The following is a 20,314-nucleotide window of genomic DNA, read 5'->3' as shown; positions in this document are numbered from 1 at the left end:
GACGGCACGAGAGACCATGTTAGCGGATCACGAGCGTGCCCATGACCACTCGCCGCGCTCCCCCATGGGCGAGCCGATCAGCACTCCGGATCGGCTTCGGGTACCCGGCCGTCGAGCAGGTAGGCCTCGACGGTGGTGTCGATGCAGGCGTTCGACTTGCGGTACGCCGTGTGGCCCTCGCCGTCGTAGCTGACGAGCACGCCGCTGTCGAGCTGGTCGGCGAGCGCCACGGCCCACTCGTACGGCGTGGCGGGGTCGCCCGTGGTGCCGATGACGAGGATCGGTGCGGCCCCCTCGGCCGTGATCGCCGCTCGCTCGGACCGGCTCTGCACGGGCCAGACGGCGCAGCCGATGTCGCCGAACCCGAAGTAGGGCCCGATGATCGGCGCCGCCTCGGCCAGTTCGGCGGCTGACTCCCGCATCTCGGCGGGGTCGGCGTCGTAGGTGTAGTCGAGGCAGTTGATGGCCCGGAACGCCTCGGTCGAGTTGTCGAGGTACGTGCCGTCGGTGTCGCGGCCGTAGTACAGGTCGGCGAACGCCAGCGCCGTGTCGGCATCGCCGAGCATGACGGACTCGAACATGTCGCTCAGGTACGACCACGACTCCGCACTGTAGAGCGGGAAGATGATCGCGGTCACGAGCGAGTCCGCACCCAGGAAGCGGCCGTCGCTGCCGCGGAGCGGGCTCCGCTCGACGGACGCGAGCAGCCGCGCGACCTCGTCGGCCGCCTCGTCGACGGTGCCCGAGAACGGGCACTCCGATCCGGAGAGGCAGTCGGCGAGGTAGGCGCGCAGGGCCTGCTCGAAGCCGATCGCCTGGGCCTGCGTCACCTCGTGGTTGCTGGCGGACGGGTCGATCGCGCCGTCGAGCACGAGTCGTCCGACCCGCTCGGGGTAGAGCCCGGCGTAGGTGGCGCCGAGGAACGTGCCGTAGGAGTACCCGAGGTAGTGCAGTTCGTCGTCGCCGAGCACGGCCCGCAGCAGGTCGAGGTCGCGCGCGGCGCTCACGGTGTCGACGTTGCCGAGCAGTTCGCCCGTGCCCTCGGCGCATGCCGCGCCGAACTCCTGCGAGGCGGCGCCGACCTCGGCGATCCATGCGTCGGTGCCTCGCTCCGCCTCGGGGATGCCGTAGAGGAACTCGTCCATCTGCGCGTCGTCGAAGCAGGTCACGGCCGTGGAACGACCGACCCCGCGCGGGTCGAAGCCGACGACGTCGTAGCGCTCCTGGACCCGCTTGCCGACGGCGAAGTCGATCGAGTCGGCGATGAAGTCGTACCCCGATCCGCCCGGGCCGCCCGGGTTGACCAGCAGCGAGCCGATCGGGTCGCCGCCGCGGGCGGTCTGCCGGACCAGGGCCAGTTCGGTCTCGCCGGCGCCGGGGTCGCTCCAGTCGAGCGGGGCGGTGGCGGTCGCGCACTGGAATTCGCCGCAGCGCTCCCACTCGAGCACCTGCGAGTAGAACGGCTCGAGCTCGGCATCGACGGACTCGCCGGTCGGCTCGGACCGCTCCGGCTCGGGCTGCAGGAAGCCGGGCACGGTGCACCCGGTGAGGGCGAGCAGGCCCGCCGCGAGGAGGCCGGCGATGGTCACGCGCGTGCGGCTCATGGGCGGGCCGTCCGCGCGGGTTGGGGGCGTCGGATCGCCGAGACGAGCATCGCCTCGAGGGCGAGCGCGGGCTGGACGTTGGCGTCGATGCGGATGCGGGCCTCCTGGATGGCGTCGAGCGTGGCGAGGGTCCGGGCCGGCGTGGCGGATGCCGCGGCGTGGGCGACCTCGTCGGCGATCTCGAGGTTGACGAGCTCGACGTCGGCGCCGAGCTGGGTGACGAGGATGTCGCGGAACAGCGACGCGAGATCGACGAGGATGCGGTCGATGCCGTCGCGGAGGGTCCGGGTCGCCCGGCGCTTCTGGTCCTCCTCGAGCGCGCGCAGTTGCGCCCGGAGCGCGGCCGGCACCGCCTGGCCGGGTGCGACGCCGAGCGACCGCAGCGTGTGCTCGCGCTCCTCGGCGTCGCGGAGCTCGGCGATCGCCTTCGCGTCGTCGCCGGCGATCTCGAGCAGTCGCGCCGCGGTGATGACGGCACCCGGCGTGGAGCGCACCTGCAGCGCGAGGCGGAGGGTCTCGGCGCGGCGGTCGCGCGCCTCGGCGCTCGTGGCGAGCCGGTGCGCCATGCCGATGTGGCTCTGCGCCTCGCGCGCCGCCCGCGCGGCGAGCGCGGGGTCGACGCCGTCGCGGCGCACGAGCAGGTCGGCGACATCCGCCACGCTCGGCACCTGCAGGCGAACCGACCGCACGCGCGAGCGGATGGTCGGGATGAGGTCGGCTTCGCTCGGCGCGCACAGGATCCAGACGGTGCGCTCCGGCGGCTCCTCGAGTTCCTTCAGCAGCACGTTCGAGGTCTGCTCGGTCATGCGGTCGGCGTCCTCGACGACGATCACCCGGTGATGGCCGACCGATGGTGCGTAGTGCGAGCGCTCCACGATCTTGCGCACGTCGGCGACCTTGATGATCACGCCCTCGGTCGCGAGGACGTGGAGGTCGGGATGGCTGCGCGCCTCGACCTGGATGCCCGTCGCGCGGTCGCCATCGGGCTCACCTGACAGGAGCGCCTCGGCGAAGGCGTAGGCGAGGTTGGACCGACCGGATCCGGGAGGGCCGGTGATGAGCCACGAGTGCGTCATGTCGGCCGAGCTGCGGGAGTCGCGCGCGGCGACCGCGGCGGCGCGCAGCAGCTCGATGGCGGCATCCTGGCCGGTCAGGTCACTCCACACGGTCACGATCCAACGCTACCCTCGACCACCCACGCCGCGCCGGTCACCCCAGCCCCTCGACCAGCTTCCGGATGTCGGCGGCGATCACCTCGACCGGCCGCGAGGCGTCGAGGACCGCGATCCGCGCGGGATCGGATTCCGCGATCTCGAGGTAGGCGGCCCGGACCCGGTCGTGGAAGGCGGCCGCCTCCGCCTCGAGCCGGTCGTACCGGGTGCGGGCACCGTCGAGGCGCTCGCGCGCGGCGCGGGGCGGCAGGTCGAGCAGCAGGGTGAGGTCGGGCATGAGGCCCTCGGTCGCCCAGTCGGACAGCCCGCGGACCTCACGAGGGTCGAGCACGCGGCCGGCGCCCTGGTACGCCACCGACGAATCCACGTACCGGTCCTGGATGACGACCTCGCCCCGCTCGAGCGCGGGCCGCACGACGGTCGCCACGTGATGCGCGCGGTCGGCTGCGTAGAGGAGCGCCTCGGCGCGGGGCGCGATGTCGCCGCGGTGGTGCAGGACGATCTCGCGCACCTCCACGCCGACGCCGGTGCCGCCGGGCTCGCGCGTGCGCAGGGTGGTGCGGCCCTGTTCGACGAGCCATCGCTCGAGCAGCTCGGCCTGCGTCGTCTTGCCCGAGCCGTCACCGCCCTCGAGCGTGATGAAGAGCCCTCGGGTCACGACGGCGACTTCTTGGCGCGCGACGTCGTCGAGCGCTTCGCGGCGGGCTTCGCCGTGGACTTCTTGGCGCGCGACGGGGCGGGACCCTTGTCTCGCTTGATCTGCAGCAGCTCGACGGCGCGTTCGAACGTGATGTCCTCGACGGACTCCGCTCGCGGGATCGTCGCGTTCGTGGTGCCGTCGGTGACGTACGGGCCGAAGCGGCCGTCCTTCACCTTGATCGGCTTGCCGCTCACCGGGTCCTCTGAGAACTCCTTGAGGGCGCTCGACGCACGGCGCGCGCCGTACTTGGGCTGTGCCAGCAGCTCGAGCGCGCCGGACAGGTCGATCTCGAAGATGGCGTCCTCGCTCGGCAGGGTGCGCGTCTCGGATCCCTTCTTGAGATAGGGGCCGTAGCGACCGTTCTGCGCGGTGATCTCGTCGCCGGACTCGGGGTCGGCACCGACCACGCGGGGCAGGTCGAGGAGCTTCAGCGCGGTGGCGAGGTCGACCTCCTCGATCTGCATGCTCTTGAAGAGCGAGGCCGTGCGCGGCTTGACCGCCGCCGCCTTCTTCGCCCCCCGCTTCGGCTTGGCCTCGACGACCTCCCCGGTCGCCGGGTCGACGGATGCCTCGGCCTGCTCCGGCTCGGGCTCGACCTCGGTCACGTACGGCCCGAACCGGCCGTCCTTGACCACGACCTGCTTGCCGTTGTCGGGGTTCACGCCGAGCACGCGGTCGCCCTGGACCGGCGCGTCGATGAGCTCCCGCGCCTTCTCGGCGGTGAGCTCGTCCGGCGCGAGGTCCTCGGGGAGGTTGACGCGGCGCGGCGGCGCGTCGGGGCCGGCGTCGGCGTCGACGGTCTCGAGGTAGGGCCCGTACTTGCCGATGCGGAGCGTCACGCCGGGCGCGATCTCCACGGAGTTGATCTCGCGCGCGTCGATCTCGCCGAGGTTGTCGACGACCTGGCGGAGCCCGCGGTGCCGGTCGCTGCCGAAGTAGAACTCGTTCAGCCAGTCGACCCGGTCGGCCTCGCCCGAGGCGATGCGGTCGAGGTCGTCCTCCATCTCGGCGGTGAAGTCGTACTCGACGAGATCGCCGAAGTGCTCCTCCAGCAGGCGGACGACCGAGAACGCGACCCAGCTCGGCACGAGCGCCTGGCCGCGCTGGGTGACGTACCCGCGGTCGAGGATCGTCGAGATGATCGACGCGAAGGTCGACGGGCGGCCGATGCCGAGCTCCTCGAGCCGCTTCACGAGGCTCGCCTCCGTGTAGCGGGGCGGCGGGCTGGTCTCGTGCCCCTTCGCCTCGAGCTCGGCGAGGCCCACCGACTGGCCCTCCTTCAGCGGGGGCAGCTTGGCCTCGCCGGGCGTCTCGTCGGCGTTGCGCTCCTCGTCGCGGCTCTCCTCGTACGCGGCGAGGAACCCGCGGAAGGTGATGACCGTGCCGCTCGCGGTGAACTCGGCGGTCGTGCCGCCGATGCGCGTCGTCGCCTCGGCCGGCGCCGCGGCATCCGCGCGGGTCGGCCCCACCGCGATGGTCACCGTCGCGGTCTGCCCCTTGGCGTCGGCCATCTGCGATGCGACGGTGCGCTTCCAGATCAAGTCGTACAGCTTGAACTCGCTGCCGCGCAGGACCCCCTGCAGCTCGGACGGCGTGCGGAAGACCTCGCCCGACGGGCGGATGGCCTCGTGCGCCTCCTGCGCGTTCTTCGACTTGCCCGCGTAGACGCGGGGCCTGTCGGGGATGCTGTCGGCTCCGTAGAGCTTGGTCGCCTGGGTGCGCGCCGCCTGGACGGCCTGCTGCGAGAGCGACACCGAGTCGGTGCGCATATAGGTGATGTACCCGTTCTCGTACAGCGACTGCGCCACCCGCATGGTGTCGCGGGCCGAGAGCCGGAGCTTGCGCGCCGATTCCTGCTGCAGCGTCGAGGTGGTGAACGGCGCGGCCGGGCGGCGCGAGTAGGGCTTCGACTCGACCTTGGCGACGCGACGCGCGACCGTGTCGTCGCGCAGCGCCTCGGCGAGTGCGTGCGCCGTCGGCTCGTCGAGCACGACCGCGGAGCCCTTGAGCCGGCCGAGGTCGTCGAAGTCGCGGCCCGTGGCCACGCGCTCGCCGCCGACGCGCACGAGCTTCGCCTCGAATCCGGCGTCATCGCTCGTGAACCGGCCGATCAGGTCCCAGTAGCCAGCGGCGACGAAGGCGAGCCGCTCGCGCTCGCGGTCGACGACGAGCCGGGTGGCCGCGGACTGCACGCGCCCCGCGGAGAGCCCCGGACCGACCTTCCGCCACAGCACCGGCGAGACCTCGTAGCCGTAGAGCCGGTCGAGGATGCGGCGGGTCTCCTGCGCGTCGACGAGCGACGTGTCGAGTTCGCGCGTGTGGTCCTTGGCCTTCTGGATGGCGTCCTTCGTGATCTCGTGGAACACCATGCGGCGCACGGGCACCTTCGGCTTGAGCTCCTGCAGGAGGTGCCACGCGATGGCCTCGCCCTCGCGGTCCTCATCAGTGGCGAGCAGGAGTTCGTCGGCGTCCTTGAGTGCGCGCTTGAGCTCGGCGACCGTCTTCTTCTTCGAGTCCGAGACGACGTAGTACGGCTCGAAGCCGTTCTCGACGTCGACCGAGAACTTGCCGAGCGAGCCCTTCTTGAGCTCCGGCGGGAGGTTCTTCGGCTCGACGAGGTCGCGGATGTGACCGACGGAGGACAGCACCTCGTAGCCCTCGCCCAGGTATTGGGCGATCGACTTCATCTTCGTCGGCGACTCCACGATCACGAGCTTCTTCGTGCCTGCCACCGGACTCCTCTTGCTTGAAATTCGAGAACGAGAAAACGCACAATGTCGCCGCGCCCCCGAGCGGTGTGCACTGGATCGGCGGATGCCGCCGACAGCCACACCATACACATTCCGACCGTGAGCGCACCCACCGCCGGGGCCGCGACGCACGGGCCGTAGGGCCTTGCGCCTGTGCAGGACAGGAGGACAATGGCGGCATGGACACGTCATCCGGCACCTACACCGCGAAGCTGATCGACGGGCCCCTCGAGGGGAAGACGGTCTCCACCGGCTTCCTCGACTCGGGCGATCCACGGCCGCGGCTCGAACTGCCCGGGGACGGCGGCAAGCGGTACATCTACTCCCGCGGTGCGGGTCTGGAGTTCGACGCTCCGGACGACGATCGCCCCACGGCCGTGGAGTACCGCTTCATCGAGACCGTCTTCGATTGATCCCGCGGGCCGGGGCGGCGCGCTCGTCACCAGCCGCCCCGGCTCCCGGTCGTCAGCGGGCGACCGTGAAGTTGAAGATCGACGTGTCGAACCGGTTGTAGCCCTCGTAGTCGATGAGGTCGTACAGGTCGGCCCGGTGCTGCATCTCCGGCAGCAGGCGGGTGAGGGCACCGGCATCCGTCAACTCGTCGAGTGCACGGCCCGTCGCGCCCATCGCGATGCGCAGCATCGAGACCGGCCAGATGACGAGGTTCATGCCGACGTCGGCGAGCTGCTGCACGGTGAACAGGTCGCTCTTGCCGAACTCGGTCATGTTCGCCAGCAGCGGCACGTCGACGGCCGCGCGGATGGCGGCGAACTCCTCCAGCGAGGCCATCGCCTCGGGGAAGATGGCGTCGGCGCCCGCGTCGACGAGTCGCCTGGCGCGATCGACGGCGGCGTCGAGGCCGTCGACCGCGCGGATGTCGGTGCGCGCCATGATGAGGAAGTTCGGGTCGCGGCGCGCGTCGACCGCGGCGCGGATCCGCTGCAGCGCGGTGTGCTCGTCGACGACCTGCTTGCCGTCGAGGTGGCCGCAGCGCTTCGGGTTGACCTGGTCCTCGATGTGGAGGCCGGCGAGTCCCGCGTCCTCCATCTCCTGGACGGTGCGGGCGACGTTCATGGGCTCGCCGAAGCCCGTGTCGGCGTCGACGATGGCGGGCAGTTCCGTCATCCGCGCGATCTGCTTCGCGCGGCCGGCGACCTCGGTCAGCGTCGTCAGCCCGATGTCGGGCAGCCCGAGGTCGGCCGACAGGACCGCTCCCGAGATGTAGACCCCCTCGAAGCCCTTGCGCTCGATGAGCCGGGCGGAGAGCGGGTTGAACGCGCCGGGGAAGCGGAGCAGTTCGCCGCCGGCGAGGCGCTCGCGGAAGGCGGCGCGCTTGTCGGCGGGCGTGGTCTGGGCGTACAGCATGGGTCCTCCTAGAAGAGGCCGCGCGGGCTCTCGACGTGCGCGAGCACGCCGGGCGCGGCGACGATGGTCAGTCGGCCGAGCTCGTCCGGGCCGAGATCGGGCAGTCGCTGGGCGAGGTCGAGGAAGCGGTCGATCTCGGTCGGCTCGAGCACGTCGGCGGCGAGGGTGCGGAACTTCTGCACGTACTGCTCGCGCTCGAACGGTCGGGCGCCGAGCGGGTGGGCGTCGGCCACCGCGATCTCGTCGGTGATCGTGTCGCCGTCGTCGAGCGTGATGACGACGCGACCGCCGAACGCCTTCTCGGCGGTGTCGAGCGAGTGGTAGCGCCGGGTCCACTCCGGGTCCTCGACCGTCGTGACCTTGCGCCAGAGCTCGACGGTGTCGGGGCGACCGGCGCGGTCGGGGGCGTAGGAGTCGGCGTGGTGCCAGGCGCCGTCCTGCAGCGCGACCGTGAAGATGTACGGGATCGAGTGGTCGAGCGTCTCGCGGGAGGCGGTGGGGTCGTACTTCTGCGGGTCGTTCGCACCCGAGCCGATGACGTAGTGCGTGTGGTGCGAGGTGTGGATGACGACGCTCGTGATGCGCGACGGGTCGGCGACCAGGTCGGGGTGCGCATGGTGCAGCTTCCGTGCGAGGTCGATCCACGCCTGCGCCTGATACTCCGCCGAGTGCTCCTTGGTGTAGGTGTCGAGGATGGCGCGCTTCGCCTCGCCGCGCTCCGGGAGGGGCACCTCGTAGGCGGCGTCGGGCCCGTCGAGCAGCCACGCGATGACGCCGTCCTCGCCCTCGTAGATCGGGGTGGGGCTGGTCTCGCCGCGCAGGGCCCGGTCCACCGCTTCGACCGCCATCTTGCCGGCGAAGGCCGGCGCGTGCGCCTTCCAGCTCGAGATCTCGCCCTTGCGCGACTGGCGGGTGGCGGTCGTCGTGTGGAGCGCCTGGCCGATCGCCTGGAAGATCGTCGGGACGTCCAGCCCGAGCAGCGTGCCGATGCCGGCCGCGGCCGCCGGACCGAGGTGGGCGACGTGGTCGATCTTGTGCTTGTGCAGCGAGATGGCCTTCACCAGGTCCACCTGGATCTCGTAGCCCGTTGCCAGGCCGCGGACGAGGTCGCGTCCGGTGAGCCCTCGGGACGCCGCGAGGTGCTGGGCGACGGCGACGATCGGCGGGATGTTGTCGCCCGGGTGGGAGTAGTCGGCGGCGAGGAAGGTGTCGTGGAAGTCGAGTTCGCGCACGGCGACGCCGTTGGCCCAGGCGGCCCACTCCGGGCTGGTGCGACGCGCGGGGTCCATTCCGAACACGGTGGCGCCGTCGCCGCCGATCGACACGGGGTGCGCGAGCGCCTGGCTGCGCGCCGCCACGACCGGGCGACGCGTGAGGGATGCCGCGGCGACGGCCGCGTTGTCGATCACCCGGTTCACGACCATCTCGGCCACGTCCTCGGTCACCTCGACGGGGTCGGCCGCCACCTCGGCGATCTTCCAGGCGAGCTGGTCCGCTCGGGCGAGGTTCTCGTCGCTGCGGTGGACACGCACGTGATGGAGCTGCACGGTGGGCCTTTCTGGTCGGGGATGGGGAGGGGACGGTCAGGTCAGGCGACGTCACTCGCGTCCGGCTCGGCCTCCGGCGCCGTGGCGAGCGCGTTCCCGAGGCTGCGGTGGAGGTGGACGTGGGTGGCGTGGGCCGCCAGCTCGGCGTCGCGCGCGAGGATCGCGTCGACGATGAGCAGGTGCTCGCGGGCCGCCTCGAGGAGGCGGTCGGGGTTGTGCCGCGAGAGCCTTCGGATGCGCGCCGAGTGCAGCTGCACGCTGCGCAGGGCCGCCCCGAGGAAGCGGTTGGCGGCCGCCTGCTCGATCGCCGCATCGAGGTCGTCGACGATCGCGAAGTACTCCGCCAGTCCCGACTCCCCCTCGGACAGGAGTCGCGGCGCGTCGAGCAGCCGGTCACGGATGGCCCGGAACGGAGTCTCCTCGGCGCGCTTGGCCGCGAGGCCGGCCGCGCGCGATTCGAGCGCCTCGCGGAGTTCGTAGAGGGCGGCGATGTCCTGCCGCGAGACGGCAGTGACCACGGTCCCGCGACCGGATGCCACCACGAGGCCGTCGGCGGCGAGCTGCCGCAGCGCCTCGCGCACCGGCGTCCGGCTGACGCCGAGGCGCGTGGACTGCTCGACCTCCTGCAGCAGGCTTCCGGGCGGGACGGTGCCGTCGAGGATCTCCGACCGCAGGGTCCGGTACGCCCGATCACTGGCTCGCATCCGACCCCCTCTCGCCCGTTCGCCGCCTTATGTATACACGAGGGCCGCCTCGGCGGCAACGCATCCGCAAGCCGCCGCACCAAGACCACCTGGCGTGTATACAACCGGTCAGCCGTGCTCGCTCATCCCTCCCACCCGGGAGGACCGGCGCGAGACTCCGCCGTGACCTCGGCGAACGGGGCCGCGACCGCGACGGCGACGGATGCCGCGGGACCCGCCAGTTCGCAGCGGACGAGCCGCGCGCCGTTCCGCTCCGCGGCGGTCCTCGCGATGCCGCACGGGTCAGCCGGCACGACGCCGGACAGCGCATCCGCTGCGGCGAGCGCTGCCGCATCGGCCGCGTTCGCCGCGACCTGCGAGGCGACGAGCCCGCCGAGGACGGCGATGGACGCGGCGGCGAGCGCCACGACCGCGCCGATGATGGCGAGCGCGAGCACCGACGCCGCGCCGCCTTCGGAACCGAGCGGCCCGGGCACCCGGACCCTCGCCCGGCCGGGCGCGACGCCCGGTTGCCGCGCCGCGCTCACAGGCCACCCCGGAGCGCGCACGACGATGCGCGGAGCTCGAGGGCGCCGAGCAGGCCGCCGGCGCTGCCCGTCAGCGTTGCGCAGACGAACCGGTCGTCCGCACTCGTGGACAACCGGGCGCCGCCGGCGTTCCGCGCGGCGATCGCGGCGGCGTCGCCCGCGGACTCGCCACGGCCGAGTGCGCGAGCGGCATCGGCCGCGGCATCCGTCAACCGCACCTGCACCGCGGCGACGTGCACCGATGCCATGGCGAGCGCGAGCACCAGCGCGATCGCGGGCAGCGCGACGGCGAATTCCGCCGTCACGCTGCCGCGCTCCGCGTCAGCCCACCGAGAGCGCATTCCGCACGAGATCGGTGAGGATGCCGCGCACCTCGTCGCCCCGCAGGATGACGACGAGGAGGCCGGCGAATCCGACGGCGGCCATCGTCGCGACGGCGTACTCGGCGGTCGCGGCGCCGCGTTCGCCCGTGAGTCGACGTGCGAGCCGGCGCAGCCCCGTGGGCATCGTCGGACGCGGCGAGGGCTCGCCGCCGGATCGGTTCGCGCGGCCGGCGTGGGTCGGGTCGGGGTGCATGTGGTTCCTCTCTTCTGGCCGCGGTCGCGGCGGGATGGCACGAGTCGACGCGCCGTCACGCGGCACCGCCGAGGGTGCCCGTGACGACGGAGATCAGGAGCGGCGCGACGCCGAGGAGCACGAACGCCGGCAGGACGCAGCAGCCGAGCGGGATCATGAGGCGCACGCCGAGCGCTGCAGCGCGCATCGCGCCCTCGGCCCGCGCCGTGCCGCGCAGCCGGGCCGCCTCGGCGCGAAGCAGGTCGGCCACGGGCGCTCCGGCGCGTTCGGCGAGCGCGAGCACGGGCGCGGCAGCCCGGGTGCCGTCGATCTCGGAGAGGTGCCGGCGCAGGGCGGCGCCGACGATCTGCTGCGCCCGGTCGAGGGAGGCGCCGCTCGACATCGCGACGGCGAGGAGTTCGAGCTCGAGTCCCGGTGCCGGACGGGCGACCGCGGCACGCGCGATGAGCGCGGCGTTCCATCGCGCGCCGGCCCAGAGCAGCGCCGAACCCGCAAGGAGGCACGCGATGCCGACCGGGTTGCCGAACAGGACTCCCGCCGTGTCGAAGCCGAGCACCGCGCCGAAGCCGAGCGCGATGAGCGGGAGCGCGGCGACGAGCCGGCTGCTCGCGGCCGGGCCCGCGAGGGCGGCCCGGGCCTCGCGTCGCAGCTGCGCCTCGTCGCGGAGCGCCCCGGCGAGCACCGTGAGGCACAGCGCGAGCGGAGATCCGGCCGCCTCGGCGACCGCCCAGGCCGCGGCCAGGACCGACCACGCCGGGCTGGCACTCGGCTGGTCGCGCATCGCCTCCTCGACGCCCGCGGCAACGTCCGCTCCATCGGCCGCCGCCGCGGCCGCGGCCGTGAGCACCGCACGATCGCCGGCCGACACGGTCCGGTCGGCCCATCGGAGACGCCGTCCCGTCGTCTCCGGATCATCGAGGCGCACGTTGCCCCACGCCGCCGCCGGCGCGAGGCCGGCGGCGAGCAGGGAGGCGAGACGTTCGGCGACCGCGGCGATGCGATCGATGGCCGCGGCCGGATCGCTGCGCCGGGCGAGCGACTCCGCCAGACGCGCGGCAGCCCTCAGCACGGCTCGACCGCCAGTCGGCCGCCGTCGAGCGCGAACCGACCCACCTGCGCCACGCGACGGCGCCCGTCGACCCGCTCGAGGTGCACCACCAGGTCGAACGCGCTCACCGCCTGGCGGGCGACTGCCTCGGGCGTCATGCCCGCCGTCGTCCCGAGCGCCTCGAGTCGCGAGGGCACGTCGTCGAGGGAGTTGGCGTGGAGCGTGCCGGCCCCGCCGTCGTGCCCCGTGTTCAGCGCCGCCAGCAGCTCGCGCAGTTCGGGGCCGCGGCACTCCCCCACGACGAGTCGGTCGGGGCGCATGCGCAGCGCCTCGCGCAGGAGCACGTCGAGCGCGATGCGCCCGCTCCCCTCGAGGTTCGCCTGCCGGGCCTCGAGCGCGACGACGTGCGGATGATCGAGTCGAAGCTCGGCCACGTCCTCGAGCAGCACGATCCGCTCACGATGCGGGGCCTCCGCGAGGAGGGCGCCGAGGAGCGTCGTCTTGCCCGTGCCACCCGCTCCCGAGACGAGCAGGTTCTTCCGCTCGAGCACGGCGCGACGCAGCGCCTGCTCGCGTTCGGCGTCGAGCATGCCCGCCCTCGCCAGTGCGGCGAGCGAGAAGCCGGCCACCCGCGGGATCCGGATCGACAGGAGCGTGCCGCTCGAGGACAGGGGCGGCAGCACGGCGTGCACGCGGATGCCGCGGGCCAGGCGCACGTCGACCGCCGGCGTCGCCTCGTCGACGTGACGACCACCCCGCGCGATGAGCCGCACCGCGAGCGCGCGGACCTCGGCCTCGGTGGCCGTCCAGCGCGGATCGCGTTCCGCCCCGCCGCCCCGGTCGACCCAGAGGCCCGCCTCGCCGTTCACGAAGAGGTCGGTGACGGGCCCGTCGGTCGCGAACTCGGCGAGCGGGCCGAGGGCGTCGAGTTCGTGCGCGGCGACCCCCGCGTCGACCCCCACGGAGGGGCGTCCGCCAGCCGCCGAGCCCGACGACGCCCGAGAGGCGTCGGATGCCGCGTCGGGTTCCGGTTCGACGGCGTGATTCGCCCGGCGCGGGGACACGGGATCGGGCTGCTCCACGATCCGGGAGGCCTCGCCGGCCTCGAGCTCCCACGACGGGACGGCGACGAACGGTGTTGGCATGCCGCCGACGCTAGGCGTCGAGGTGGGCTCGCCGACCGTCGAGACCCCCGAAGACGGATCGAGCCCTCCGCCACGTCGTTGTGGAGGAGGGCTCGACCAGGGGCATCTGGCGATGCCCGTTAAACGAAGGGGGCGGCACCCATTGGGGGGAACAGGTGCCGCCTCGGCAGCACAACGATTGGGGGGAATCGCATGTGCCGCAGGCCACGAAACGACGTTCGGGCGGTACCCAGTGTATGGGTTGGCGGTTCATGCGCAAGTACTTTTTGTCCTCATTTGTGCGGACACACAGAAATCTCTGCGTGTTCCTCCACCTACGTCGTTGGAAACCCATGAAATCGAACGTGGAGCACCGAGAACTGCACTGATTCCGCAGCCGTCGCGGACCCGAGCATGGCCGTGCGCGCCGCACGACCCGTCATAGGGTACGCCGTCAGACGGCGTCACGGCGACACGACACCCGTCGTGCGGGCGGTATGGTGCTGTGTGGGGCAGGCGACCCACCTTGAAGATCCATTCGCGAAGGAGCGATCGCACCACTATGAACGCGCAGATCGATCACGCGCTCGAGGAGATCCGGCGCTTCCGCCCGAGCCCCGAGTTCGCCGCCCAGGCCGTCGCCGACGAGAGCCTCTACGAATCCGCCCGCGCCGACCGGCTCGGATTCTGGGCCGACCAGGCCCGCACGCTTCTCCAGTGGGAGAAGCCCTTCACCCGCACGCTCGACTGGTCGAACCCGCCCTTCGCGAAGTGGTTCGACGACGGCGAGCTGAACGTCGCCGTCAACTGCCTCGACCGTCACGTCGAGGCCGGCCTCGGCGACCGGGTCGCCTTCTACTGGGAGGGCGAACCCGGCGATTCCCGGATCATCACCTACGCCCAGCTCACCGACGAGGTGAAGCGCGCCGCCAACGCCCTGGCCGACCTCGGCGTGCGCGAGGGCGACCGTGTCGCCATCTACCTGCCGATGATCCCCGAGGCGGTCGTGTCGATGCTGGCCGTGGCCCGGCTCGGTGCCATCCACTCGGTCGTCTTCGGCGGGTTCAGCGCCGACAGCCTCGCCTCGCGCATCGACGACGCCGAGGCATCCGTCGTCATCACCGCCGACGGCGGCTACCGCAAGGGGCGGGTGTTCCCCCTCAAGCCGGTGGTCGACGAGGCGCTCGGCAAGGCCGAGGGCGGCACGGTGCGCAAGGTGCTCGTCGTCAAGCGCGGCGAGAACGAGGTCGACTGGAACGCCGACCGCGACCTGTGGTGGCACGAGACGGTCGCGACCGCCTCGAACGAGCACGAGGCGCAGGCGTTCGGCGCCGAGCACCCGCTGTTCATCCTCTACACGTCGGGCACGACCGGGAAGCCCAAGGGCATCCTCCACACCTCGGGCGGCTACCTCACCCAGGCCGCGTTCACGCACAGGAACGTGTTCGACCTGCACCCCGAGCGCGACGTCTACTGGTGCACGGCCGACGTCGGCTGGATCACCGGCCACTCCTACGTCGTCTACGGTCCGCTCGCCAACGGCGCGACGCAGGTCATCTACGAGGGCACGCCCGACACGCCGCACCCCGGCCGCTGGTGGGAGATCGTCGAGAAGTACGGCGTCACCATCCTCTACACGGCACCGACCGCCATCCGCTCGTTCATGAAGCTCGGCCGGCAGATCCCGCACGAGTTCAACCTCCGCACGCTGCGCCTGCTCGGCTCGGTGGGCGAGCCGATCAACCCCGAGGCGTGGATCTGGTACCGCCACGTCATCGGCGGCGGCTCGATCCCCGTGGTCGACACGTGGTGGCAGACCGAGACCGGCGCGATCATGATCTCGGCGCTGCCGGGCATCACGGACCTGAAGCCCGGCGCGGCGCAGGTGCCGGTCCCGGGCATCGAGGTCGCGATCCTCGACGACGACGGCACGCCCGTGCACGGCGAGGGCGGCGGCCTGCTGGTCATCACCGAACCGTGGCCGTCGATGCTGCGCGGCATCTGGGGCGACCCGGAGCGGTTCAAGGAGACGTACTGGGAGAAGTTCGGCGACAAGTACTTCGCCGGCGACGGCGCCCGCCGCGACGAGGACGGCGACTTCTGGCTGCTCGGCCGGGTCGACGACGTCATGAACGTCTCGGGACACCGCCTCTCCACCGCCGAGATCGAGTCGTCGCTCGTCGCCCACCCGTGGACGGCCGAGGCCGCCGTGGTCGGCGCGGCCGACGAGACGACGGGTCAGGCGGTCGTCGCGTTCGTCATCCTCAAGCAGAGCCAGGCCGAGGCGGCCTCGACCCTTGAGGACGTCAGCGAGGTGCTCCGCAAGCACGTCGCCTCGCAGATCGGCGCGATCGCGCGTCCGCGGCAGGTGTTCATCGTGAACGAGCTGCCGAAGACGCGCTCGGGCAAGATCATGCGCCGCCTCCTCCGCGACCTGGCCGAGGGGCGCGAGGTCGGCGACACCACCACGCTCGCCGACACCTCGATCATGCAGGTCATCAGCGCCCAGGTGCGCTAGCCCACGAGCAGAGCGGATCCGCGGCCGGGACGCCCCGCCGCGGCATCCGCTCTGCTGCGACTGTGCCCGGCCTCGCACGAATGAGGACACGTGCCGCGCGCGCAGAGACCGGACGAAGCCCGCAGTGTCGGACGATCGCCGTGCGGCGTCGTCCTGCATCGCGGGCTTCGTCCTTCTTCCCCTCGTCAGGAGACGAGGAGGCCGGGGGCGGGGCGACTAGGCGAACTCGACGACGAGCTCCACCTCGACCGGCGCGTCGAGCGGGAGCACCGCGACGCCGACGGCCGAGCGGGCGTGGCGCCCGGCCTCGCCGAACACCTCGCCCAGCAGCTCGGACGCACCGTTCACGACGCCCGGCTGCCCGGTGAAGTCGGGGGCGGATGCCACGAAGCCGACGAGCTTGACGACCCGGGTGATGCGGTCGAGCGAGCCGAGCTCGGCGCGCACGGCCGCGAGCGCGTTGAGCGCGCAGTGGCGTGCGTACTCCTTCGCGTCGGCCGCGGCGACGAGCCCCTCGCCCTCGCCGACCTTGCCCGACGCGGGCAGCGCGCCGTCGACGAACGGCAGCTGGCCGGAGGTGTACACGTACGACCCCGTGACGACGGCCGGCACGTACGCGGCGACGGGCGCGGCCACGCCGGGCAGCTCGATGCCGAGCTCGGCGAGGCGTGCCTCAGCGGATGCCGCGGCCATCAGGCGTCGCCCTCGAACTGCTTGGCGGCCTGGGCGGCGGCGGCCTGGCCGGCCGATGCCGCGGCGGAGGACTCGCCGCCGACGGGACGCTTGAGGTAGGCCACGAGGCCGCCCTCGGGCCCCTGCACGACCTGCACGAGCTCCCAGCCCTCGGCGCCCCAGTTGTTGAGGATCGCAGCGGTGTTGTGGATCAGCAACGGGGTGGTGATGTACTCCCATGCGGGCATGGCGTCTCCTCGGTGTCGGAACGAGCGGCTATTCTGAGGTTCGAGCCGACGGCGCAGCGGCCGTTCGGCATGCCGGATTTTGCCAGCCTTCCTCAGTTAGGCTCCACTCTATGTCTGCCCAAAAACGAACGATGAGCGATGCCGCCGGGGGAATCCTCGGCTTCGTCGGCATGAGCGCGCTGGCGGGCGTGCTGGTCACGGCCGCCGTCACCCCGGCGCTCGCCGTCACGGGCATGGCCGCCAACAACAGCATCACGATGTTCGAGAACCTCCCGGGGTACCTCGAGATCGACGAGCTCGCCGAGAAGTCCACGGTCTACGCGATGGTCGACGGCCGTCCCTCGGCCATGGCGAGCTTCTTCGACGAGAACCGCGAGGAGGTGGCGTGGGACTACATCTCGCAGTACCTCAAGGACGCGGCGATCGCGGGTGAGGACCCGCGCTTCTACGACCACGGCGGCGTCGACATCCAGGGCACCGTGCGTGGTGCGCTGAAGACCGTGATCGGCGGCGACACCCAGGGCGGATCGTCGATCACGCAGCAGTACGTCAAGAACGTGCTCATCAACAACGGCGTCTCCGAGGCGACGACCGAGGAGGAGAAGCAGGCCGCGTACGAGGCCGCGACCGAGGTCAGCGCCGAGCGCAAGCTCAAGGAGATCCGCTACGCGATCACCCTCGAGAAGAAGTACTCGAAGGACGAGATCCTCCTCGGCTACCTCAACATCGCGCACTTCGGTGGCCGCGTGTACGGCGTGCAGGCCGCCGCACAGTACTACTTCGGCACGAACGCGCGCGACCTGACGCTCGCGCAGGCCGCGAGCCTCATTGCGATCGTGAACCACCCCGAGAAGTTCCGCCTCGACTATCCGAACAGCGAGGCCAACGGGGCCGCGTCGGTCGACGCCGCGGGCAACCCGGTGCCGTACGCCGCGAACAAGGACCGGCGCGACTACATCCTCGGCGAGATGCTGAAGGAGAAGAAGATCACGCAGGAGGAGCACGACGCGGCGATCGCCGAGCCGGTCACGCCGGCGATCACCGAGCCGAGCACCGGCTGCGTGTCGGCCAAGGGCCACGCCTTCTTCTGCGACTACGTCGCGTGGGAGATCAAGAACAAGTTCGACGACGAGTCCACGCCGGATGTCAATGAGGGCCGCGAGATGCTGCAGAAGGGCGGCCTCGACATCTACACGACGCTCGACCTCGGTCTGCAGAACGAGGCGATCAACGCGCTGAACGACAACGTGCCGAAGGTGGCCGAGGGTGTCGACATCGGCGGCACCGTCGTGAGCGTCGAGGTCGGTACGGGCCGCATCCTCGCAATGGCGCAGAACAAGGACTACTCGAACGACCCGGCGGTCCTCGAGTCCGGCCGCAACTACACGGCCGTGAACTACAACTCCGACATCGACTACGGCGGTTCGAGCGGGTTCCAGCCGGGATCGACGTACAAGGTGTTCACGCTCGCCGAGTGGCTGAAGGAGGGTCACGCCCTCAACGAGGCCGTGGACTCGCGCCGTCGCGACAACTGGGGCCAGTTCACCAACTCGTGCGAGGGCAACATGTCCGGCGACGGCTGGAACCCCCGTAACGACGGCGGCGAGGGCGGCGGCTACTGGTCGGCCGTGCAGAACACCGTGAACTCGTACAACACCGGCTTCGTGGCCATGGCCAAGGAGCTCGACCTGTGCGGCATCGCGAAGACCGCGGAGTCGCTCGGCGTGCACCGTGCCGACTACCAGCCGCTGTCGCAGTTCCCGTCGGCCGTGCTCGGCACGAACGAGGTCGCACCGCTCTCGATGGCCACGGCCTTCGCGGGCATCGCCGGCAACGGCGTCGCCTGCACGCCCATCGCGATCGACAAGATCACCAACGCGAAGGGCGAGGAGGTCGCGCCGCCGAAGTCGGAGTGCACCCAGGCGCTCACTCCCGATGTGGCCGCCGGCACCGCATACGCCATGCAGCGGGTGATGAGCGAGGGCACCGGTCAGAGTTCGGCCTACCGCACCGAGCCGTGGGTCCCCATGATCGGCAAGACCGGTACCACCGACAACGCCGAGGCGACGTGGATGAGCGGCGCATCGACGAAGGTCTCCACCGTCGTCGGCGTGTTCAACGTCACGGGTCACGTGAACCTGCGCGACACCTACTTCGACGCCGGCCAGGCGGCGCAGTTGCGCCACCAGATCTGGCCTCGGGTGATGTCGTACGCGAACGCCAGGTACGGCGGCGACCCCTTCCCCGAGCCGAAGGGCTCGCTGCTGAACGCCCCGCAGGTGTCGGTTCCCGACGTGATCGGCCTCTCCCCCGAGGCGGCGCAGCAGGCACTCGAGTCCGCTGGATTCGGCTGGCGGATGGACGGCGAGGTCGACTCCAGCCAGCCGGCCGGCACCATCGGCGCCCAGTCGCCGTCGGGCACGGCGGGTCGCGGCGCGATCATCTCGCTGCAGGTCAGCCGCGGCAACGTGGCGGGTGTCCCGAACGTGGTGGGCATGTCCGCCGACGAGGCCGAGGCCACGCTGTCCGGTGCGGGCTTCCGCGTCGAACGCAAGCAGCAGGATGTCACCGACCAGGCACAGGACGGCATCGTCCTCTCGCAGGACCCGAGCGGGAACGCGAAGCCGGGTGACAAGGTGCAGATCGTGATCGGTCGACTGCAGGGCGGCGGGAACGTCGAGCTTCCCGGCAACGGCAACGACGACTGATGAGTGGTTCCCTGGCGCCCGCCGCCCGCATCGCCCTGGCGATCGGCGCGGCGGGCGCCGCCGCGTTCGCGTGGGGATCGCTCGTCGAGCGTCGGCGGTTCACCCTGCGCCAGGTGCAGGTTCCGGTGCTCCCGGAGGGCGCCGAGCCCATCCGGGTGCTCCACATCTCCGACCTGCACATGGCGCCGTGGCAGCGCGACAAGCAGGAGTGGGTGCGCTCGCTCGCGAACCTGCGTCCCGATCTCGTCGTCGACACGGGCGACAACCTGGGTCACCGGCGCGGCATCGATGGCGTCAGGCACGCCCTCGCGCCGTTCCGGGGTGTGCCGGGCGTCTTCGTGAACGGGTCGAACGACTACTTCGGTCCGGTGATCAAGAATCCGTTCACGTACTTCGGCGGTCCGTCTGGGCCGGCGTCGAAGGCCGAGCGGCTCGACATCGGCGAACTCCACGACTTCTTCGCCGACCTCGGTTGGACCGACCTCGACAACACGGCGGCCGCCCTCGAGGTGCGTGGCACGCACCTGGAGTTCTTCGGCGTGGACGACCCGCACCGCGGGTACGACCGGCTCGACCGGGTCGCGGCGGCGATCGACGACCTCCGCGCCGGCGACCCGTTCGCCGATGACGAGTGGCCCGACCGCGAGGGCGGCGTCGAGCGCCGTCCGGCGGTCACGATCGGCGTGGCGCACGCCCCGTACCGGCGCGTGCTCAACTCGTTCGTGAACCACGGCGCCCAGCTGCTGCTCGCCGGTCACACGCACGGCGGCCAGGTGTGCGTGCCCGGCGTCGGCGCGCTCGTCACGAACTGCGACATCCCCCGCGAGCAGGTGAGCGGTCTCAGCGTGTGGCGCCACGGGCTCCGCTCGGCGTACCTGAACGTGTCGGCGGGCCTGGGCACGTCGATCTATGCGCCGGTGCGGTTCGCGTGCCCGCCCGAGGCCACGCTGCTCACGCTCGTCCCGGCGGCCTGAGGCGGCCGAGCCGCCTGCCCTGCCCGAGTTCTCCGCATCGGCGGGTGGTCAGGAGCATCCGTTTTCTCGGCTATGCT

18 protein-coding genes are annotated in these 20,314 nt (G+C 71.7%); 4 read left to right on the top strand and 14 right to left on the bottom strand.

Features of this window, described 5'->3' with window-relative positions:
• Positions 1 to 77: 77 nt before the first annotated feature.
• The 4 genes from RH861_RS05955 to topA are packed head-to-tail and all read right to left on the bottom strand — an operon-like array spanning position 78 to position 6,208.
• Positions 78 to 1,604: an alpha/beta hydrolase gene (locus RH861_RS05955; protein ID WP_310520210.1), complete on the bottom strand. Its 1,527-nt coding sequence runs from the start codon at positions 1,602 to 1,604 to the stop codon at positions 78 to 80.
• Complete coding sequence (locus RH861_RS05950) at positions 1,601 to 2,776, bottom strand: DNA polymerase III subunit delta' (RefSeq protein ID WP_310520209.1); 1,176 nt, start codon at positions 2,774 to 2,776, stop codon at positions 1,601 to 1,603. Before RH861_RS05950 ends, RH861_RS05955 begins: the two co-directional genes overlap by 4 nt.
• Positions 2,777 to 2,813: 37 nt before the next feature.
• Positions 2,814 to 3,434, bottom strand: a complete 621-nt coding sequence (gene tmk, locus RH861_RS05945; RefSeq protein WP_310520208.1) for a dTMP kinase — start codon at positions 3,432 to 3,434, stop codon at positions 2,814 to 2,816.
• Positions 3,431 to 6,208 carry a type I DNA topoisomerase gene (gene topA / locus RH861_RS05940; RefSeq protein ID WP_310520207.1) on the bottom strand — a complete coding sequence of 926 codons (2,778 nt, stop codon included), beginning with the start codon at positions 6,206 to 6,208 and terminating at the stop codon, positions 3,431 to 3,433. Before topA ends, tmk begins: the two co-directional genes overlap by 4 nt.
• 197 nt (positions 6,209 to 6,405) lie before the next feature.
• On the opposite strand from topA, the gene RH861_RS05935 reads away from it, so the two are divergent.
• A complete protein-coding gene (locus tag RH861_RS05935) occupies positions 6,406 to 6,639 on the top strand; it encodes a hypothetical protein (RefSeq protein WP_067948780.1) in 234 nt (77 codons plus the stop codon).
• Positions 6,640 to 6,691: 52 nt separating this feature from the next.
• Here the strand turns inward: RH861_RS05935 and prpB are convergent, their stop codons facing one another.
• The 8 genes from prpB to RH861_RS05895 all read right to left on the bottom strand — a co-directional run bounded on the left by prpB (position 6,692) and on the right by RH861_RS05895 (position 13,138).
• A complete protein-coding gene (gene prpB / locus RH861_RS05930) occupies positions 6,692 to 7,591 on the bottom strand; it encodes a methylisocitrate lyase (RefSeq protein WP_067948782.1) in 900 nt (299 codons plus the stop codon).
• Between the two features lie 8 nt (positions 7,592 to 7,599).
• Complete coding sequence (locus RH861_RS05925; protein WP_310520206.1) at positions 7,600 to 9,138, bottom strand: MmgE/PrpD family protein; 1,539 nt, start codon at positions 9,136 to 9,138, stop codon at positions 7,600 to 7,602.
• Positions 9,139 to 9,179: 41 nt separating this feature from the next.
• Complete coding sequence (locus tag RH861_RS05920; RefSeq protein ID WP_310520205.1) at positions 9,180 to 9,842, bottom strand: GntR family transcriptional regulator; 663 nt, start codon at positions 9,840 to 9,842, stop codon at positions 9,180 to 9,182.
• Positions 9,843 to 9,964: 122 nt separating this feature from the next.
• On the bottom strand, positions 9,965 to 10,318 hold the full coding sequence (locus tag RH861_RS05915; protein ID WP_310520204.1) for an Rv3654c family TadE-like protein: 354 nt from the start codon (positions 10,316 to 10,318) through the stop codon (positions 9,965 to 9,967).
• A 47-nt stretch (positions 10,319 to 10,365) separates the two neighbouring features.
• Positions 10,366 to 10,674, bottom strand: a complete 309-nt coding sequence (locus tag RH861_RS05910) for a TadE family type IV pilus minor pilin (protein WP_310520203.1) — start codon at positions 10,672 to 10,674, stop codon at positions 10,366 to 10,368.
• 16 nt (positions 10,675 to 10,690) lie between these two features.
• Entirely contained in the window at positions 10,691 to 10,945 is a 255-nt protein-coding gene (locus RH861_RS05905) for a DUF4244 domain-containing protein (protein WP_310520202.1), read from the bottom strand.
• Positions 10,946 to 11,000: 55 nt separating this feature from the next.
• Positions 11,001 to 12,014, bottom strand: coding sequence for a type II secretion system F family protein (locus RH861_RS05900; protein WP_310520201.1), 1,014 nt, complete (start codon positions 12,012 to 12,014; stop codon positions 11,001 to 11,003).
• The gene (locus RH861_RS05895) at positions 12,008 to 13,138 is read right to left on the bottom strand and encodes a TadA family conjugal transfer-associated ATPase (protein ID WP_310520200.1); all 1,131 of its coding nucleotides are present in this window, start codon (positions 13,136 to 13,138) and stop codon (positions 12,008 to 12,010) included. The genes RH861_RS05900 and RH861_RS05895 overlap by 7 nt, the downstream gene beginning before the upstream one ends.
• A gap of 541 nt (positions 13,139 to 13,679) precedes the next feature.
• Between RH861_RS05895 and acs the strand changes: the two genes are divergently transcribed.
• Entirely contained in the window at positions 13,680 to 15,635 is a 1,956-nt protein-coding gene (gene acs / locus RH861_RS05890; protein WP_310520199.1) for an acetate--CoA ligase, read from the top strand.
• A gap of 216 nt (positions 15,636 to 15,851) precedes the next feature.
• Here acs and RH861_RS05885 read toward each other — a convergent pair whose 3' ends face one another.
• Both RH861_RS05885 and sp36 read right to left on the bottom strand, forming a co-directional pair.
• A complete protein-coding gene (locus RH861_RS05885; RefSeq protein WP_310520198.1) occupies positions 15,852 to 16,328 on the bottom strand; it encodes a RidA family protein in 477 nt (158 codons plus the stop codon).
• Positions 16,328 to 16,555: a Sp36 family protein gene (sp36, locus tag RH861_RS05880; protein WP_248598033.1), complete on the bottom strand. Its 228-nt coding sequence runs from the start codon at positions 16,553 to 16,555 to the stop codon at positions 16,328 to 16,330. Before sp36 ends, RH861_RS05885 begins: the two co-directional genes overlap by 1 nt.
• Before the next feature lie 131 nt (positions 16,556 to 16,686).
• Between sp36 and RH861_RS05875 the strand changes: the two genes are divergently transcribed.
• Both RH861_RS05875 and RH861_RS05870 read left to right on the top strand, forming a co-directional pair.
• On the top strand, positions 16,687 to 19,263 hold the full coding sequence (locus RH861_RS05875) for a transglycosylase domain-containing protein (RefSeq protein WP_310520197.1): 2,577 nt from the start codon (positions 16,687 to 16,689) through the stop codon (positions 19,261 to 19,263).
• A complete protein-coding gene (locus RH861_RS05870; protein ID WP_310520196.1) occupies positions 19,263 to 20,237 on the top strand; it encodes a metallophosphoesterase in 975 nt (324 codons plus the stop codon). The genes RH861_RS05875 and RH861_RS05870 overlap by 1 nt, the downstream gene beginning before the upstream one ends.
• Positions 20,238 to 20,314: the final 77 nt, after the last annotated feature.

Origin of the sequence: Agromyces indicus (genome assembly GCF_031432295.1) — a bacterium.
Taxonomy (GTDB): domain Bacteria; phylum Actinomycetota; class Actinomycetes; order Actinomycetales; family Microbacteriaceae; genus Agromyces; species Agromyces indicus.
This window is presented reverse-complemented; position numbering and strand designations above follow the sequence as displayed.

Excerpts from the sequence above, each read along its gene's own strand:
- RH861_RS05955 (WP_310520210.1), bottom strand. The coding sequence starts at position 1,604 with ATGAGCCGCACGCGCGTGACCATCGCCGGCCTCCTCGCGGCGGGCCTG.
- RH861_RS05935 (WP_067948780.1), top strand. The coding sequence starts at position 6,406 with ATGGACACGTCATCCGGCACCTACACCGCGAAGCTGATCGACGGGCCC.
- prpB (WP_067948782.1), bottom strand. The coding sequence starts at position 7,591 with ATGCTGTACGCCCAGACCACGCCCGCCGACAAGCGCGCCGCCTTCCGC.
- RH861_RS05920 (WP_310520205.1), bottom strand. The coding sequence starts at position 9,842 with ATGCGAGCCAGTGATCGGGCGTACCGGACCCTGCGGTCGGAGATCCTC.
- RH861_RS05905 (WP_310520202.1), bottom strand. The coding sequence starts at position 10,945 with ATGCACCCCGACCCGACCCACGCCGGCCGCGCGAACCGATCCGGCGGC.
- RH861_RS05895 (WP_310520200.1), bottom strand. The coding sequence starts at position 13,138 with ATGCCAACACCGTTCGTCGCCGTCCCGTCGTGGGAGCTCGAGGCCGGC.
- acs (WP_310520199.1), top strand. The coding sequence starts at position 13,680 with ATGAACGCGCAGATCGATCACGCGCTCGAGGAGATCCGGCGCTTCCGC.
- RH861_RS05885 (WP_310520198.1), bottom strand. The coding sequence starts at position 16,328 with ATGGCCGCGGCATCCGCTGAGGCACGCCTCGCCGAGCTCGGCATCGAG.
- sp36 (WP_248598033.1), bottom strand. The coding sequence starts at position 16,555 with ATGCCCGCATGGGAGTACATCACCACCCCGTTGCTGATCCACAACACC.
- RH861_RS05875 (WP_310520197.1), top strand. The coding sequence starts at position 16,687 with ATGAGCGATGCCGCCGGGGGAATCCTCGGCTTCGTCGGCATGAGCGCG.
- RH861_RS05870 (WP_310520196.1), top strand. The coding sequence starts at position 19,263 with ATGAGTGGTTCCCTGGCGCCCGCCGCCCGCATCGCCCTGGCGATCGGC.